General features: G+C 64.0%; 23 protein-coding genes. 16 read left to right on the forward strand and 7 right to left on the reverse strand.

Translation table 11 applies throughout. The features are described from left to right. The first annotated feature begins 22 nt into the window (after positions 1 to 22). From BRX37_RS16925 to BRX37_RS16945, 5 genes are all read left to right on the forward strand, one after another. Positions 23 to 385 (forward strand): MaoP family protein, encoded by a 363-nt coding sequence (locus BRX37_RS16925; protein ID WP_069338490.1) that lies wholly within the window; start codon positions 23 to 25, stop codon positions 383 to 385. Positions 386 to 411: 26 nt separating this feature from the next. Continuing rightward, positions 412 to 1,074, forward strand: coding sequence for an SOS response-associated peptidase family protein (locus BRX37_RS16930; RefSeq protein ID WP_257211437.1), 663 nt, complete (start codon positions 412 to 414; stop codon positions 1,072 to 1,074). A gap of 45 nt (positions 1,075 to 1,119) precedes the next feature. Then, entirely contained in the window at positions 1,120 to 1,404 is a 285-nt protein-coding gene (locus BRX37_RS16935; protein ID WP_069338488.1) for an HU family DNA-binding protein, read from the forward strand. Positions 1,405 to 1,407: 3 nt separating this feature from the next. After that, positions 1,408 to 1,629: a hypothetical protein gene (locus tag BRX37_RS16940; protein WP_069338487.1), complete on the forward strand. Its 222-nt coding sequence runs from the start codon at positions 1,408 to 1,410 to the stop codon at positions 1,627 to 1,629. Between the two features lie 102 nt (positions 1,630 to 1,731). Continuing rightward, positions 1,732 to 2,313, forward strand: a complete 582-nt coding sequence (locus BRX37_RS16945) for an HdeD family acid-resistance protein (RefSeq protein WP_069338486.1) — start codon at positions 1,732 to 1,734, stop codon at positions 2,311 to 2,313. Between the two features lie 24 nt (positions 2,314 to 2,337). Here the strand turns inward: BRX37_RS16945 and BRX37_RS16950 are convergent, their stop codons facing one another. Next, on the reverse strand, positions 2,338 to 2,817 hold the full coding sequence (locus tag BRX37_RS16950) for a hypothetical protein (RefSeq protein WP_125988434.1): 480 nt from the start codon (positions 2,815 to 2,817) through the stop codon (positions 2,338 to 2,340). A gap of 85 nt (positions 2,818 to 2,902) precedes the next feature. Between BRX37_RS16950 and BRX37_RS16955 the strand changes: the two genes are divergently transcribed. Together BRX37_RS16955 and BRX37_RS16960 are read left to right on the forward strand one after the other, a co-directional pair. Continuing rightward, on the forward strand, positions 2,903 to 3,349 hold the full coding sequence (locus tag BRX37_RS16955; protein WP_069338484.1) for a LexA family protein: 447 nt from the start codon (positions 2,903 to 2,905) through the stop codon (positions 3,347 to 3,349). Between the two features lie 7 nt (positions 3,350 to 3,356). Further along, the gene (locus BRX37_RS16960; protein ID WP_069338483.1) at positions 3,357 to 4,616 is read left to right on the forward strand and encodes a Y-family DNA polymerase; all 1,260 of its coding nucleotides are present in this window, start codon (positions 3,357 to 3,359) and stop codon (positions 4,614 to 4,616) included. Here the strand turns inward: BRX37_RS16960 and BRX37_RS16965 are convergent. The 4 genes from BRX37_RS16965 to BRX37_RS16980 form a co-directional block, all read right to left on the reverse strand. Further along, on the reverse strand, positions 4,564 to 5,007 hold the full coding sequence (locus BRX37_RS16965) for a SpoIIAA family protein (protein ID WP_139150106.1): 444 nt from the start codon (positions 5,005 to 5,007) through the stop codon (positions 4,564 to 4,566). The genes BRX37_RS16960 and BRX37_RS16965 overlap by 53 nt on opposite strands. A 163-nt stretch (positions 5,008 to 5,170) precedes the next feature. Further along, the gene (locus BRX37_RS16970; RefSeq protein WP_069338481.1) at positions 5,171 to 5,692 is read right to left on the reverse strand and encodes an SGNH/GDSL hydrolase family protein; all 522 of its coding nucleotides are present in this window, start codon (positions 5,690 to 5,692) and stop codon (positions 5,171 to 5,173) included. After that, positions 5,692 to 6,324 (reverse strand): hypothetical protein, encoded by a 633-nt coding sequence (locus tag BRX37_RS16975; RefSeq protein ID WP_069338480.1) that lies wholly within the window; start codon positions 6,322 to 6,324, stop codon positions 5,692 to 5,694. Before BRX37_RS16975 ends, BRX37_RS16970 begins: the two co-directional genes overlap by 1 nt. A gap of 83 nt (positions 6,325 to 6,407) precedes the next feature. Beyond that, entirely contained in the window at positions 6,408 to 6,920 is a 513-nt protein-coding gene (locus BRX37_RS16980; protein ID WP_069338479.1) for a hypothetical protein, read from the reverse strand. A 341-nt stretch (positions 6,921 to 7,261) separates the two neighbouring features. Here BRX37_RS16980 and BRX37_RS16990 point away from each other — a divergent pair, with 341 nt between their 5' ends. The 9 genes from BRX37_RS16990 to BRX37_RS17030 all read left to right on the forward strand — a co-directional run bounded on the left by BRX37_RS16990 (position 7,262) and on the right by BRX37_RS17030 (position 14,961). Beyond that, entirely contained in the window at positions 7,262 to 8,617 is a 1,356-nt protein-coding gene (locus BRX37_RS16990) for an IS1380-like element ISPme1 family transposase (protein ID WP_012112698.1), read from the forward strand. A gap of 214 nt (positions 8,618 to 8,831) precedes the next feature. Then, positions 8,832 to 8,993, forward strand: a complete 162-nt coding sequence (locus tag BRX37_RS16995) for a hypothetical protein (protein WP_206434175.1) — start codon at positions 8,832 to 8,834, stop codon at positions 8,991 to 8,993. 95 nt (positions 8,994 to 9,088) lie between these two features. Next, entirely contained in the window at positions 9,089 to 9,598 is a 510-nt protein-coding gene (locus tag BRX37_RS17000) for a DUF1269 domain-containing protein (RefSeq protein ID WP_099231069.1), read from the forward strand. A gap of 61 nt (positions 9,599 to 9,659) precedes the next feature. Continuing rightward, positions 9,660 to 10,715, forward strand: coding sequence for a patatin-like phospholipase family protein (locus BRX37_RS17005; RefSeq protein WP_099231071.1), 1,056 nt, complete (start codon positions 9,660 to 9,662; stop codon positions 10,713 to 10,715). Positions 10,716 to 10,780: 65 nt separating this feature from the next. After that, positions 10,781 to 11,839: an AI-2E family transporter gene (locus BRX37_RS17010; RefSeq protein WP_099231073.1), complete on the forward strand. Its 1,059-nt coding sequence runs from the start codon at positions 10,781 to 10,783 to the stop codon at positions 11,837 to 11,839. Positions 11,840 to 11,981: 142 nt separating this feature from the next. Further along, positions 11,982 to 12,476: a Na+/H+ antiporter subunit E gene (locus BRX37_RS17015; protein WP_164522480.1), complete on the forward strand. Its 495-nt coding sequence runs from the start codon at positions 11,982 to 11,984 to the stop codon at positions 12,474 to 12,476. Beyond that, positions 12,469 to 12,756 (forward strand): MrpF/PhaF family protein, encoded by a 288-nt coding sequence (locus BRX37_RS17020; protein ID WP_099231077.1) that lies wholly within the window; start codon positions 12,469 to 12,471, stop codon positions 12,754 to 12,756. The genes BRX37_RS17015 and BRX37_RS17020 overlap by 8 nt, the downstream gene beginning before the upstream one ends. Further along, positions 12,753 to 12,989 (forward strand): monovalent cation/H(+) antiporter subunit G, encoded by a 237-nt coding sequence (locus tag BRX37_RS17025; RefSeq protein WP_099231079.1) that lies wholly within the window; start codon positions 12,753 to 12,755, stop codon positions 12,987 to 12,989. Before BRX37_RS17020 ends, BRX37_RS17025 begins: the two co-directional genes overlap by 4 nt. A 247-nt stretch (positions 12,990 to 13,236) precedes the next feature. Next, on the forward strand, positions 13,237 to 14,961 hold the full coding sequence (locus BRX37_RS17030) for an alpha/beta hydrolase (protein ID WP_206434176.1): 1,725 nt from the start codon (positions 13,237 to 13,239) through the stop codon (positions 14,959 to 14,961). A 75-nt stretch (positions 14,962 to 15,036) separates the two neighbouring features. Here the strand turns inward: BRX37_RS17030 and BRX37_RS17035 are convergent, their stop codons facing one another. Both BRX37_RS17035 and BRX37_RS17040 read right to left on the reverse strand, forming a co-directional pair. Further along, entirely contained in the window at positions 15,037 to 15,690 is a 654-nt protein-coding gene (locus tag BRX37_RS17035) for a CsgG/HfaB family protein (RefSeq protein ID WP_278986336.1), read from the reverse strand. Continuing rightward, complete coding sequence (locus tag BRX37_RS17040) at positions 15,683 to 16,012, reverse strand: hypothetical protein (RefSeq protein ID WP_069338477.1); 330 nt, start codon at positions 16,010 to 16,012, stop codon at positions 15,683 to 15,685. The genes BRX37_RS17035 and BRX37_RS17040 overlap by 8 nt, the downstream gene beginning before the upstream one ends. Positions 16,013 to 16,031: the final 19 nt, after the last annotated feature.

A 16,031-nucleotide genomic window follows, 5' to 3' on the forward strand; every position in this document is an offset into this window, starting at 1 on the left:
TCTCCGTGGCAGGAGAAGGCGCATGCAGGGTGAAGCTGGTCCTGAAGATGCCCGCACGATCGCGATGTACGAGCGACTGCTCGACAGGCATCTGAAATTCTACGACGCCCTTCGCCTGCGGGAGCGCCGGCCCAAGAGTGCGGCCCAGCGTCAGTTTCAGGAGGTGGCCTGGGGGAAGGCGGAGCCGGTTTCGGATCATGAGCGCGCCTATGTCTGGTATCTCAAGGCGCTAAAGATCGCACCGTTCAATCGTCCCGCGCCAGCGCCGCACATCGATGACGTGATGGCAGGCTATGATGTGGGGGCCAGGCCCGTCGCGGGTGAGGTCGGCACGAAATGGGATAATGCGTGGCGGGAATATCGGGGCGGTCGCGAGTTCTGGTAACGTCGATGGGCTGAAGGAGAGGAACGATCTGCAATCGCTATCGACTGAGCGCTCGGCAGACGGCCGTGATGCAGGCATGCGGATATGAGGCGTTCGAGGAAAACCCGGTCATCTCGATCCCTCTCGAAATCTTTCCCACCGGCAAGAAGACGCCCAGGCACGGGCTTGTCATCCGGCGATCGCCGGCAGGCAATCGGCCGCTCGAGCCGGTCGCGATGGAATGGGGCTTCCCGACCAAGGTTGCGAGCAAGCGCGATCCGGCGATCAAACTCGACAAATATGTGACCAACGCGCGCAACCTCGCGTCCTCGATGTGGAAGCCATCGATCTCCAATCCCGAGCGTCGCTGTCTGGTCCCGTTCACGCATTTTGCCGAACCGCATCCCGAAGGCGGGAAGGGGGACGATGGCAAACCGCGGCAGATGTGGTTTTCGTTGCCCGATCATCCGATCGCGTTCTTCGCCGGGATCTGGCGGCCGACCGAGCGGGGCGAGGCCTATGCCTTTTGCACCACAGCGCCCAATGCGATTGTCGCCCCCTGGCATCCCAAGGCAATGCCGGTCATCCTTCACCGCGCCGACCTGAGCCAGTGGCTCGATGGCTCGGCCGACGACGCGCTCGCCCTTGTTCGACCCTATGACGGGAAAATGCTCGAACAGGTTGCGACGCCGGACAATGGTGAGGCATAAACCAGGCCCAACCCGATACTTCAACCATAGGCACAGGATTACATCATGCCCGTTTCGACCTCGGATCTTGCCGAGCAACTCTCCAGCGTTCACGATCTTTCAAAGGCTGACGCCAAGAAAATTGTCGAGGCTGTCTTCGCGGATATTACCGATGCTGTCGCTAAGGGCGATGAAGTCAGCATCAACGGGTTCGGCAAGTTCAAAGTGAAGGATTCGCCCGAGCGTCAGGGCCGCAATCCCGCGACCGGCGAGGCGATCACGATCGCTGCATCGCGCAAGATTAGTTTCGCGCCTGCCAAGCAGGTCCGCGATCGTTTGAACGGCGGTTGAGCGATGACGCAGCCCCGGCATGGAAGTGACGAAAGCATTGCCGGGTCTGCGGACGACGCTGGCGCTGCCGCAACGCTCGACGCGGACAACGCGAATGCCGTGCGCACAATGGTCGCCAACCTTTCCGACGAAGACGTCGTGCGCATCTACGAGATGACTGGCGGCGCGGGGCTTGTTGCCGATCTGGCGGCAACGCAGATGGAGAAGCGCAACCTCGATTACTGAGCGCGGCTGCTCGGAAGTCGCTTCGACCTCGCGCCTCCAGGCCCGTTACGGGGAGAAACTCTTCGCCGATTTGGGAATTGTGCGGAAAAAGGGAGACGCATCATGGCAAGCAACACTGCATGGGATCAAAGGTCGGAAGCGCGTTCAGGGTCGGCCTGGGGCTGGATTCTGGCTTATGCCATTCTCGTGATTTTGATCGGATTTGTCGCGCTTGCCAATCCGATCGCCACCGGGTTGACGACGGGCGTTCTCCTGGGCGTGTTTCTGATCGGTTACGGTGTCCTCGCGATTGTCTCCGGTGTTTCGTCGTTGTCCGATCGGGGACGCTGGACCGAAGTGCTGCTGGGCGTCCTGGGTGTCGTGACGGGCGGAATTATCCTGTTCAATCCCTTTGCCGGCGCGATCTCCCTGGTCTGGGCGTTAGGTTTCTGGCTGCTTGTTTCGGGCATATTTCAGGTCGCGAGCGCCATCCGGGGCGCTTACGATCGCGGATGGCGTCTTGCGCTGGGCGTCCTCGATATTCTTCTGGGCGGATATCTGCTGTTCGCTGGTCCCGCGACCAGCCTCGTCATGCTCGCGACGATCGTCGGGATCAGCTTCATTTTCCGCGGCGTATTTCTCGCTTTTGTCGCGTTTGGTCTGCGCAAGCTGGCTCAACCCGGCAGAGCTAATATCCGCAACTAAGTCATTGATTTAACATAAGATATATTATCGTATCGACATCGAAACGATCTTGTGTTGCTGTTTTAGCTGGAGTTTGTGGCGGGCGGCAACCGGATCGTCATAGAGGTCGCGCAGCGCTCGGAAGCGAAAGGCATTCCACCAGCGCTGCCAGCGGTGTTCCTCGGCGTCGTGGAGGATGTGGCACCGCTGGCAGAGCGCGGCGAGATTGGCGGGGCGGCAGTTGCCAGGGTCATGATCGAGGTGCGCGCAGGCGAGAACGACATAGGTCGTTCGCACCAGGTCGAGCGAGAAGCCGGCGGCAACCTTGACCTTCCTGCCGCGCCCGGAGCGCCAGGCGCGTGCCTCGACGTCCCACCAGCGGCCGTCACCCAGATGCGCGACACGCCGCTTGTGCGGTCGGCCGCACTGTTCGCAGCGTCCCCCTGCCCGCCCGAAACGGATATGATCCGAGATTTGCGGCCAGTCGATCGGGTAAAGCCAGCGGTTTTCGGGGCGGATCGGCATCGATGACTCTATGAGTCATCGCGCAAAAGAACAAAAGGGGAAAAATGCGTTCCCCTGATGTTCCTTTGCGGATTATCATGCGCGCATGTCGACCTGCGTGATTCCCCTCTCCCGTCCCGTTCCGATCGCCCACATACCCACTGACCTGTGCCTCAAGATCGTCAGCGCAGCAGGGGCCGGCTTCCCTTCACCCGCGCAGGATTGGGAGGAAACGGCGGTCAATCTGGTCGAGTTGCTGCGCCTCGATCGCGCCGCCAGTTTCGTGTTCCGGGTCAGCGGACATTCCATGCTCGACGCGGGCATCCATGACGACGATGTCGTCGTCGTCGACCGGGACGTGACCCCGTCCAACGGACGGATCGTCATCGCCGTGGTCGATGGCGGGTTCGTCATCAGGCAACTGGTATGGCGCGAAGGAAAGCCGACGCTGGAGGCACGCAACGCTCGCATGAGATACGAGCCAGTCGTCGCGGATGAAGCCGTCGAGATCTGGGGCGTCGTGCGCGCCACTGTCCGCAACCTGCAAGGCTAGACAGGCGATGTGGGGGATAGCGGACGTCCAGAATTTCTATTGCTCGTCGGAGCGGGTCTTCGATCCCTCGCTCCGGGGCAAGCCTCTCATCGTGCTGTCGAACGGCGACGGGTGTGCGATCGCCCGCTCGGAGGAAGCCAAGGCGCTGCACATCAAGATGGGCGCGCCGCTTTTCAAGATCCGGGACATCGTGCGCGAGCACGGTGTCCAGTGCCGATCGAGTTCATACGAGCTTTACGCGGACATGAACCGGAGGTTCAACCAGGTGCTCGCCGATCACAGCGACACCATCGAGATCTACAGCATAGACGAATCCTTCTTCCGCCTGCCGGTCCTGGCGAACGGACTGGGCGACGTCGAGAGCGCGCATCGCATCATCGCGGACGTGAAGCGGGCGACAGGCTTGCCGATCCGGATTGGCCTTGGACCGACGCGGACCCTGAGCAAGGTCGCCAATGCGCTGGCGAAGGCGTCAGAGAAGGTCTGGCGCGGGGTGGTCGACCTGCACGATGTCGAACTGCGCCAGCGCATGTTCGCACAATGGCCGGTCGAGGAAGTCTGGGGCATCGCGCGCGCGATGACACAACGCCTGCGACCGCTGGGCGTGCGCACCACGGCCGATCTTGCAGCGCTTCCGCCCGAGGTCGCGCGCGATGTGGGGACCGTCGTGCTCGAGCGCCTCGTGCGTGAGTTGAACGGGGTGGAATGCACCGATTTCGAGCCTGAGCCGCCGGCATCCAAGGCAACCGCTGTGACGCGGTGTTTCGGGGAGCCGGTGAGCGACGTGGACGCGCTGCGCGAAGCGATGGTTCGGCGCGCCGTTCGCGCGGCCGAGAAAATCCGCAATCAGGGTCTGGCTGCGACGAGGCTGATCGCGTTTGCGCATGGCAGCAGGTTCAAACCGAACGCGCCATCGGCATCGCGCGTCGGTCGATTGTCGCCGGCAACCAACGATCCCCGCGTCATCGCCGGCATGGCCGCGCGCATGGCCGAAGCGATGTTCGAGACGGGCCGGGTCTATACCAAGTGCGGGGTGATGCTGGAGGGATTGGAAAGGATGGCGGCGCATCAGGCCGACTTGTTTGCAAAGCCCGACCCGCGATCCCCTGCCCTTCTGTCCGCGATCGACGGGCTCAACGGTCGCTTCGGCCGCAATACCATGCGCCTTGCATCCGAGGGGTTCGGAACCAAGTCCTACGATACGAAGCGAGCGTTCAAAAGCCCGTCATGGACGACGCGGATCGATCAGGTGCCGATCGCGCGGTGATAATGTCAGCGCGCCCCGTTCCCGCATGTGCAGTGCCTGTTCGATCGGCGGAGAACAGCCAGGTCTTCGCGGCTTCGTCGTTGTCGAACAACTTGCCATTCTCACCGATCAGTCTCTTTGCCTGAAGGCGCTGAAGGGAAGAATCCGATCCGACCACCGCGATGCGTCTGGCCAGCTTGCCATAGAGCGGAATGAACTGCGCGATCTCCTCGGCGATCGTTCGATCCTGAACCGGAAATCCGTTCGCATTGACCAGGATATGGCCTTCGCCGGGCGTTGCTCCGTTGGCTATTGCACGCTGCAATACAAGCCGGGCCTCATCGTGGAACCGAGCTAGGACTTCCCGCGTCCAGAAACCCCGCAATTCGACGTACAGAAAGCGGCGTGCCATATCGTGATTCAGTCGAAACATAAGACATATCCCCTTTCTTCAAAAAGGCTGAGCGGTCGCAACGACCTCTCCACCCTTTGAATATGCTTTTTACAAGTAAACCGATCATTACGGCGCTGCGCGGCTGCGACGATCTGCGCGAATGCTCATGCCCGCCGGGCAGTCATTCCATGACGAGGACCGTGGCTCGTCTATCTGGCACCGGGGTCGGTCTCGTTGTCCCTGGCGCAGGCGGTCGCGCGGAACCAATGGCAACATGGTGCCAATTTTCAGACAGACTTTTCCAATCCAGCGCGGCCGCGATCGGACGATAGCTGGCGGGATGGACGCCATCGGCGGTCGGCACCGCGCTCAACTGGATGACGGTATCGCCAAAGCTGCGGGCAACTGCTGCAACGATGCGGGAAGCGCGTGCATGGTAGGGCGCCAGCCATGTCACGCGAAACGCCGTCGTGCGGCTGCGCAGTGTCGTGAGATTGCGGGCGAGCGCTGGGTTTTCAGGGTCGTTCGATCCGAGCGCAATCAGAGCGAGCGGTGCTGGCGATCGCGACCGGGGCATGCGGGCTATCTCGGCCGACGGCGCACCGACGCGGGCATGGACCTCGCAGCGGATACCCTGGGCCGCCAGCGCGGATGCGGTGCCGATCGCGGTGCTGTCACCCAGGATGAGGCAAAACAGTATCATCAGCGAACTTGCTGCCCGGGGAGGGTTTTGGACGGGGGCTTCTCCAGAATGTGCAGTCCCTCAGCTGGCAAAACGTGTACGCCGTGATTGGTATAAATCGCGATCCGGTCGGAAGTCTCTGCAATGGGATAGCCACGAACCCGAATATTGCCGGATTGATAGAAGGCGCAGCAGCCCTTCTGAACCTTCGCAATCGTCGCTTCGCGCTCGAACTTGGCGGCTTCGACCCCGGCCGGTCCTGAGCTGACGGCTACGACAACGACTATGCCCCCAGCGATAATGTAATTAGGAAGATTGACGACGCGGTTGGCGACGGCGTGCAGGATTTCCAGAATGAGCTCTGATGAGTTCGAACCTTTCCGTTTGCCGTAGACGAGTGCCCCAAGGGCAACAGCGATAACTGACCAAATGAGGAGCGACGACACCATCACCCGCCACAGCCAGTCGAAAAAGTGTGTGATAGTGAGATACAGTACGACGGTGTAACCCTGGCCCATGACCTCACCCGTCGACATTGTCGTCGCTCCGAACGTGAGCCCGAACGATCGCAGGTAGGTGTCGATGTAACTGTAGCCCGCAAAGTAGAGGAACGCGCCACAGACGATCGCCAGCGACGGGATCAGCGCTAACATCGACGAAAAAAGGCCAGTGATCCGAACCGGAACTGCTGAGGCATCCGGGGACGGCGACGTGGGCGCGGGAGGCCGCTCAGGGTTCATGGTCTTGTGGTTTGAACGTCGGGAGGCGGAGCCGAGCCTAATGGCGCGCCGTGTATTTCACCGAACAGCATGATGCCGATCACGGCAACCGCGCATCCAGCGAGACCGAAGACAATGCGTAGCATGCCGATTGTTCGTGCAGCACGTCCGCGCCTGATTTTCAGGAACAGCCGTCCGATGCCCGTGCGACAGGCAAGCCAGCCATCGGCTATGTCGATCGCCCCGAGGGCGGCGATCGGCAGCGCGACCGCGAACACCAGCCATGCCGGCGGTGCATCGAGCAGGATGGCCGTGCCCACCCCCAGTATGAGTGCGAGTGCGGCACCGGCGTGAATTACGGCCGCAAGCGGCGCGATCCTCCACGTCCGGCTCTGGAAAAGCAGCCGGAAAAGCACCAGCGGTCGCCGGCATGTCTCGCAACGGTGGATGCGGTGACCGGGCTCCCACGGCATCATCGCACGATGGCAGTAGGGACAGGGTGTAAGCCCGAAGCCGGCCATCATGTTCATGACGTCTGAACCGTCTGGATCGATTTCTTAGCGATCATCGCATTTCCCGGTCATTGCGGTCTGGAGGGAAGCGGCTGCGTCGTCGGCGTGGACGGTGCGGCAGCAGGCGGCGTCGCAGGCACGAGCCTTGGCTCAAGGCGCGGCCGTGCGTCCCCGATGAGCTTTCTGAAGGCATCGAGGGTCGCAAGCGTGGTGATCTTGCCGATGTCGGTCGAGGCATAGCTGCCGCCCAGAGCGCCTACACCAACCCACATTCTCCAAGTAAGTCGCTGATTTCGCTGTCGTAATCGTGATATTTCGCATATAAATCATGGCGTTGACGGCTGCGAGGGGCGCGTTTCATGGATCACCTGGAGGGTGCGGGCTTGGCGCGGGGAGATCGGGTTGATTTCGACCGCCGTGTGCGTCTGGAGTTCCGTGGTGCGCAGATCAGTTCAGACGGTGGCCTGCTGGTGATGCGCGAGCTTGATGACGTGCTCGGCCTGTCCAATCTGGCGTCGGAGGCGCTGCGAGACAGCCGCACCGGGAAGAACACGCTCCATCGGCTTGACGGATTGTTCCGGCAATCGGTGTTCGGACGACTGGCCGGATACGAGGATGTGAACGATGCCGACCGCTTGGCCCTCGATCCCGTGATGCGTCAGGTCGTTGGCGGCAGGGCCGTCGAGGCGCAAGCTGCTTCGGCATCGCAGATGGGACGGTTCGAGACCGAGACGCTGGCTCTGGCCGCGAACCGGGCGGCGCTGGCCGATCTGAACGGCCAATGGATCGACCGGTTTCATGACCGCAACGGGTTGAAATACATCGTGCTGGACATGGACAGCTCGGTCAGCCCCACCCACGGCGATCAGGAAGGTGCTGCCTGGAACGGGCATTTCGACTGCACCTGCTATCACCCCATCTTCTTGTTCAACCAGTTTGGCATGCTGGAGCGCTGCGCCCTGCGTAACGGCAATGTCCACAGCGCCGATGGCTGGCGGGATGTCCTTGATCCCGTCATTGCCCGATATGCTGGCCGCGACCTTGGTGGACGCTTCTTCCGGGCCGACGCTGCCTACGCGATCCCCGCGATCTATATGCGGCTGGAAGAAGCCAGGTTCTTCTACGCCATCCGTCTGCCCGCCAACGCCGTCTTGCGCGAGAAGATCGCGCATCGGCTGACACGGCCCGTGGGACGGCCTTCGCTGACCAAGGTCAAACGGTTCTTCGAGGACTTCGAGTATCAGGCGGCGTCCTGGGACAAGCCGCGCCGCGTCATCGCCAAGATCGAATGGCATCCGGGCGAGCTGTTCCCCAAAGTCGGCTTCATCGTCACCAACCTGCCGATGGAGCCAGACTGGGTGGTGAGGTTCTACAACCAGCGCGGCACCGCAGAGCAGCACATCAAGGAAGGCAAATATGCCTTTCGCTGGACGCGGCTGTCATGCCGGAAGTTCCGGCACAACGAGGTGCGGCTGCAACTGCACGCGCTGGCCTACAACCTGGCAACCTTCCTGCGCTGCATCGAACTGCCCGAGGCCATGGCGGACTGGTCGTTGACCAGCCTGCAACTCAAGCTGATCAAGATCGGCGCCCGCGTCGTCCGCCACGCCCGCGCCATTACCTTCCAGTTGGCCGAGGTCGCCGTCACCGGCCCGATGGTGCGGGCCGTCCTTGCCGCCATCCGCCGTCTTCGAACGCCTCCGTCATGCGCATGACCACGATCCATGCCCAAGCTGAACGAAAGCGGCAGGACAGGTCCGTCTGCCGCGCGGAAAAGCGGCTCTGCCGGGCCAGAATGCTGCGGGTTCGAGGCTTGATCCACCCGACTTCGGCCGTTTGCGCGACGACAGACATCGCTCGGGGCGAAAAACGCTTGCCCAGCGAGCAAAATCAGGCGATCTTGAAGTCAAGCGGAAGGCCACTTGGGGAATGTCGGTCGACGTGCTGCGCTTCGATCCCAGCAAGATCATCCTCTCGCAGGGACTGGCACCCGGCGAGATGATCGTTTCGGCCGGCACGCAGGCCCTGCATCCCGGCCAGCGCGTCAGGCCGGGGCCGCAATCCGCCGCGGCTTCGCCGCAACGGCCATGAGGAGGGCGCGTGCCTGCCTCCCCCGCACCGGAAGCTTTCCGGCCTGACCGGCTGGCTTCCGGTTCTTTCTCACCCACGATTACGGAGTCATCGACATGAGCAATCTCGTCTTCATCGCCTTCCCGACGGAACAGAAGGCCGAGGAGGTCCGCCAGAAGGTCCTATCCCTGCAGCGCGAATATCTGATCGAGCTGGGTGACGCAGTCGTCGTGGTCAAGGACGACAAGGGCCATGTGAAGCTCAATCAGATGATCAACCTCACCGCCACGGGCGCCGCTTCCGGTGCGCTCTGGGGCACCCTGATCGGCTTCATCTTCCTCAATCCGCTGATCGGCACGGCGCTCGGTGCCGCGTCCGGCGCTCTCGGCGGCAAGTTCAGCGATATCGGTATCAACGACCAGTTCATGAAGGATGCCGCCGAGGCCCTGCAGCCGAACACGGCGGGCCTGTTCCTGCTCATCCGCAAGATGACGACCGACAAAGTGCTGGCGGATCTCAAGGGCGTCGGCGGCACGCTGATGCAGACCTCCTTCGACGAGACCAAGGAGGCACAACTGCGCGCGGCGCTCTCGGCCGCGGCGGAGACCGAGGCCCCGCAGGCTTGAAGCATCGACCGAAGCCCGCCGCCATGAGGCGGCGGGCCGCGCCGACGAAAGAGGGACTTCGGTGAGCAAGACGCCTTCCGCCCCCAGCCGCGGCAACGACGCGCGCGCTCCACTGAACATCGACCTCGCTCTTCAGGGCGGCGGAGCCCATGGCGCGTATACCTGGGGCGTGCTGAGCCGGATTCTCGAAGAGGACTGGCTGACGATCGAGGCGATCTCCGGCACCTCGGCTGGTGCCATGAATGCCGCCGTGCTGGCCTCCGGCTATGCGCTGGGCGGGCGTGCAGGCGCTCGCGACGCATTGGACCGCTACTGGCGGAAGGTGTCCGAGGCGGCACGCTTCAGCCCATTCCAGCGCTCGCCGCTCGATGTGCTGCTCGGCCGCTGGACGCTCGACACCTCGCCGCTCTTCGTGGCGATGGACATGATGTCCCGCGTCGTCTCGCCCTACACCCTCAACCCGTCGGGTACGAACCCGCTGACGGACATCCTCGCCGAGGCGATCGATTACGACGCTATCGCAAGGGGCCCGATCAAGCTCTTCATCTCCGCGACGAATGTCAGGACGGGGCGCAACCGCATCTTTCGGAACGGCGAGATCACGCCGGACGTGCTGCTCGCCTCGGCCTGCCTGCCGACGCTGTTTCAGGCGGTCGAGATCGACGGCGAGAGCTATTGGGACGGTGGCTATTCCGGCAACCCGACGATGACCCCGCTGATCGAAGAGAGCACGGCCAGCGACACCATTCTCATCCAGATCAACCCGGTCGAGCGGCCGGGCACGCCGCGCAATGCTCGGGACATCCTGAACCGCCTCAACGAGGTCTCCTTCAACGCGGTGCTACTGAAGGAGCTGCGGATGATGGCGCTGCTGCAGCGCGAGGCGCTCTCCGGCACGGGCGAGGGCGCGCGCTGGGCGCGCATGCGCCTCCACCGCATCACCAGCGACGCCATGATCGAACTTGGCTATTCCTCGAAGCTCAATGCCGAGTGGGAGTTCTTCACGATGCTCCATGACGAGGGCAGGCGCTCCGCCGAAGCGTTCTACCGGGCGCATCGCGACGAGATCGGCAAGCATTCGACGCTCGATCTCGACGAGTTCACCAAGGGGGTCTGACGGGTGCCTGCGCTGAAGAGAACTGCCGCTGCGACGCGGTTTTACGCCCGGAGCCGAGCTGGCCTATGACCAGCGCCAAGACCTCCCAGGCCGCGCAGGTCATCATCGCCGTAATCCTGTTCGTGGTCGCGCTGTCGATCGCGAGTTCCGTCTTCGCGCCGGTCGCCTTCGCGCTGTTCATCATCGCGCTGGTCTGGCCCTTGCAGAAGGCCTTGCAGGGCGCGCTGCCGCGGCTGCTGGCGCCGGCGCTGAGCCTGTTCGTCATGGTCGTCGCCTTCTTCGCCTTCGGCTCGCTGATCGTCTGGGCCTTCGGCCGGGTCGGCCGCTGGATCGTCAGCGATGCCGCGCGCTTCCAGGCCTTCTACGAGCAGATCACGCTCTGGCTCGAAGGGCATGGCATCGCGGTTGCGGCGCTGTGGTCGGAGAATTTCAGCTCGGCCTGGGTGCTGCGCGCCGTCCAGACCGTGAGCGGCCGGCTGAACAGCACGATGAGCTTCTGGCTGGTGGTGCTGGTCTACGTGCTGCTCGGCCTGCTCGAGGTCGAGGATTTCGGCCGCAGGCTCAAGGTGATGCGCAACCGCGACATGGCCGAATTGATCCTGCGCGGCAGCATCGCGACGGCCGCCAAGATCCGCCGCTACATGCTGGTCCGGACGGCGATGAGCGTCATCACCGGCCTGCTGGTCTGGGTCTTCGCCCGGACCGTCGGCCTGCCGCTGGCCGAGGAATGGGGCTTCATCGCCTTCCTGTTGAACTATGTCCCCTTCATGGGCCCGCTCGTCGCCACGGTCTTCCCGACCCTGTTCGCGATGACGCAGTTCGGCTCCTGGCAGGCGGTCATCGCGGTCTTCGCCTGCCTGAACCTGATCCAGTTCATCGTCGGCAGCTATATCGAGCCGCGGGTCGCCGGCAGTGCGCTCTCGATCTCGCCGCCGATCGTCCTGTTCTCGGTCTTCTTCTGGAGCTATCTCTGGGGCGTCTTCGGCGCCTTCATTGGCGTCCCTATCACGATCGCCCTCATCACCTTCTGCGCCCTGCATCCGTCGAGCCGCTGGCTGGCGGAGATGATCGGCGCGGTGCCGAAGGAGGCAGGCGCCGCGGGTGGATCCGGCCCGGCGGCCTGACCCGCGGCTCCGGGGAGAATGGGACGTGGCGCACAGTGGTGAGACGCCCGGCTGATGCTGCCCGTCCGGGCGATGGCTACCCTGCATCGCAGCGTTGGCAGGCATCGACCGGAGGCGGGCGGAAGCGATGGAGGGGGCGGCCGTGGCCGATGACAGGCGGTTTTCGGCGCTCCTCGTCCGGGGGCTGTGCCTGCTGGCGCTATGGGTGATCCTGATGGGGTCTGCGCTCAAGGATTTGCCGGTCGGCATCGCCGCAAGCGCCGCCGGAGCTTGGGCCAGTACCGTGCTGTGGCCGGTCGGCGCTGGGCTTTCTCTTCGCGGCCTGATCCGTTTCCTGATCCGTTTCCTGCCGCAATCCGTTGTCGCGGGCGTCGATGTGGCGCGGCGCGCCTTTGCGCGTGATCCCGATCTGCGGCCGGGTTTCGCGACCTGCCGCTCGATCGTTCCCGATGGCATGGCACGTGATTCTGCGTGCGCCGTGATGAGCCTGCAGCCCGGCAAGCTACCCGTTTCCGTTGCGGCCGACGGGATGCTGCTGATCCATTGCCTCGACCTGCGCGAGCCCATCGCGGAGCAGGTCGCTGCCGACGAGGCGCCCTTTTGCCGGATATTCCGGGCGGAGCGCCGCGATGGCTGACATTCTGGCCGCCGCGGCGTTCCTCGTCCTCGCGATGACCGTCCTCGCGTTGTTGCGTGTGCTCCGTTCCCGCGTCCTGGCCGAGCGCGTGATGGCGTTGCAACTGCTCGGGACCGGCGGCACGGCGGTGCTTCTGCTGCTGGGAGCCGCTTCCGGCTCTGCCGCCGTGATCGATGTCGCGTTGCTGCTCGCCCTGTTCGCGGCGTTTGCCTGCGTGGCCTTCGCGCTCGGCATGGCCGAGCCGGCCGCCGAACTTGATCCGGCGAAGGAGCAGCCATGAGCGGCCTCGGCGATATCGCCACCATCGTTCTGGTGAGCGCGGGCGCGCTGCTCTTCCTCGCCGGCGCGCTCGGCCTGCTGCGCTTTCCCGATACGCTGAGCCGGCTGCATGCGATCAGCAAGGCGGACAATCTCGGGCTCGGGCTGATCGTACTCGGCCTCCTGCCGCAGATGGCGAGCATCGCGGACGGCCTGAAGCTGCTCTGCATCTGGCTGCTGGCGCAGCTTTCATGATGGTGATAGGTCCGGGCGGATACAGCTTCAACAGCTACTGGAAGCTCGGGCTGCCGCTGATGCTCTGGTTCTTCGTCATATCCGTTTTCTACGTTCCGATGGTCTGGAGCTTCTGAATGTCGCCTCGTGCTTGCCGGGCACTCGCCCGAACCCGCTTCACCGGCCGAAGCTATCGGACGCAGCCCCGGCGCTGCGTGATCGATGGATATAATAGCTCGATCGGCGGGCATGACGGACAGCAGGTGCGATGATGAGCTTCGGCACGAGAGCTCTCCTGCTTCCGCTGCGCTGGAGCCGTGGCCTGTCCGGCATCGGCCTGGCGCTCGGCACCTTCCTGTTCGCAGCCTCGCTCACCCCCACGCTCGTGCCGCGCACGGCCGTGATCCAGGGCGTTCTGGGTGGTGTCTGTTTCGCGGCAGGCTATGGCTTCGGCACGGCCTGGCGCTGGCTCTGGACCTATCTGGAGATGCCGGCGCCCAATGAGCGGCTGCGCCGCATCGTCAACATCGTCGTCGCCGGCATATGCCTGCTGGTCGCCGGCATCTTCCTCGCGAATGCGGCGGAATGGCAGAATTCCATCCGCCGCGTGATGTCGATGGAGCCGATCGAGAGCGCCCATCCGTTCAAGGTCAGCCTGATCGCGCTCGTCACCTTCGCAGTGCTGCTGACCCTGGCGCGTCTGTTCAGGCTGATGGCCCTCTTCCTGGCGCGCCGGCCGCTGGGCTTCATGCCGCGGCGGGTCGCGCTCGTGGCCGGCCTCGCGATCACGACGGTTCTGGTCTGGTCGCTCGCCAACGGCTTCCTGGTGCGCGTCGGCTTCCGCGTGCTGGATTCCTCCTTCCGCGAACGCGACGCCCTGATCGAGCCGGCCAGTCCGCAGCCGACGGACCCGCTTCAATCCGGCAGTCAGGCCTCGCTGGTGAAATGGCGGGAGCTGGGGCGGGCGGGCCGCGAGTTTGTGGCCTCGCGCCCGAGCGCGGCCGATATCACCGCCCTGTCGGGCCGGCCGGCGATGCAGCCGATCCGCACCTATGTCGGGTTGCGCGCGGCCGGGACGGCGGAGGCGCGCGCGCGGCTGGCGCTGGAGGAATTGAAGCGCTCGGGCGCCTTCGACCGGAAGATTCTGGTGGTGATCACGCCGACCGGCACCGGCTGGGTCGATCCCTCGGCGATCAGCCCGATCGAGCATCTCGGCGACGGCGATGTCGCCAGTGTCGCGCTGCAATATTCCTATCTGTCGAGCCCACTCTCGCTGCTGGCTCAGCCGGAATACGGTTCCGAGGCGGCGCGAGCGCTGTTCAGCGAGGTCTATGGCCACTGGACGCGCCTGCCCAAGGAACGCCGGCCGCGGCTCTACCTGCACGGCTTGAGCCTGGGTTCGATGAATTCGGAGCGATCGATCGAGTTGCTCGAATTGATCGGCGATCCGATCGATGGCGCCGTCTGGAGCGGCCCGCCCTTCGGTAACCGTTTCTGGCGCGACATCACAGACCGGCGCAATGAGGGTTCGCCGGCCTGGCTGCCGGAATACCGGGAGGGCCGCGCCGTCCGTTTCATGAACCAGAATGGACCGACCGTTCCGCCTGCGACGCCCTGGGGCGTGATGCGGATCGTCTATCTCCAATATGCCAGCGACGCGGTGACCTTCTTCGATCGCCGTAGCTTCTTCCGAAAGCCTGCCTGGCTCGAGCCGACGCGCGGCCCCGACGTCTCGCCCCAGTTCCGCTGGTATCCCGTCGTGACCGGCCTGCAGCTTCTCGTCGACATGGCCTTCGCGACGAGGACGCCGATGGGCTACGGGCATGTCTACGCTCCGCAGCACTATGTCGAAGCCTGGGTCGCGGTGGCCGGGGCGGGGAGCTGGTCGCCGGAGGCCCAGGCCGCGTTGAAGCGTCATCTCTGGGATCACGCCCAGCGCGGCAGCGATGATCGCGATGGCGAAGAGGGCGCTTACGACAATCGCGGGGGCTGAGGATGAGGCGTCTTCAGGAGCGAGCGACCCGCTCCTGAAGATAGGTCGCCACATCCCGGGTAAGCTCGGATAGCGTCAGGCCGTGGTTGAAGCGCCACCAAGCCCGAGCAGGACACCCCCACCGATCACACCGACGTCTTTCTTGCGCGCCGAGCCACTGGCGACCGCCTCCTGGATGCCGGTGTTGACGTCGACCAGGGTCATGAGGACCTGGCTTTCGAGCGTCTTGGATTTTAGGCCGACCGCACCGCCGAAGACACCCCCGATGCCGCCACCGGACTCGCGGGACTTGGCATCGGAATAGACCACCTTCACCTCGATCAGATAATCAGCTTTGGTAACGGGCCGGGTGGCAGCGGTCGCGCCGGCGATCGCCCGCTCCCGCTCGAGCGCGCTGAAAGCCTCCCCGCGATCGGCTACGCGGAAGCAGTTCGAACGTGCGATCATGAGCTTGACCAGAGGAAGGGCATCGACGCGGGCGGTCGATCCGCCATTCTGCATTTCCGCCATACGCATCAGTGCCTGCAATTGCGGGGAAAGGGCGTCGGCGGGGTCCGCAGCTTTCGTTTCTACGAGCGCTGCGACGCCGAGCGGCACCGGGCATTGGGGCAGTTGCGTCGTCTCGTCGACGCCCGTCCCGCCCTGGCCAAGCTTTTGCGCGAAGGCGATGGAAGGTGTGACGGCCGCAAGCGCGGCCGTCACGGCGAACAGGCAGACGCGCTCAAGCACCGGCCTTATCCTTTTTGGCGTGGGCCAAGGGATCGCAGATCCCCGCGCGCTCTTCCTGCGTCACGACTTTCCTGGCCGCTTCGTCGCAATCCTTGCAATCGGGGCAGTCGGCGCAATCCTTGCACTTGCCCTTATGATGGCGATGCCTGGCATAATGTGCCTTCTTCGCCGCAATCTGCGTCGCAGCGTCGTCTCCAGCCCGCTCTCCGACATAGGCCGACATGGCGACGAGGATGGGCGTTGCCGATTGCGCGCTCGCCGCTGCGGGCATGGCGGCCGAGAGAGCGGCAAGGCTCAGCGCGGCGATAATTTTCAGTTTCATGATGCTGTTCTCCAGTTCT

Origin of the sequence: Sphingomonas sp. S-NIH.Pt3_0716 (genome assembly GCF_003950715.1) — a bacterium.
GTDB lineage: Bacteria > Pseudomonadota > Alphaproteobacteria > Sphingomonadales > Sphingomonadaceae > Sphingobium > Sphingobium yanoikuyae_A.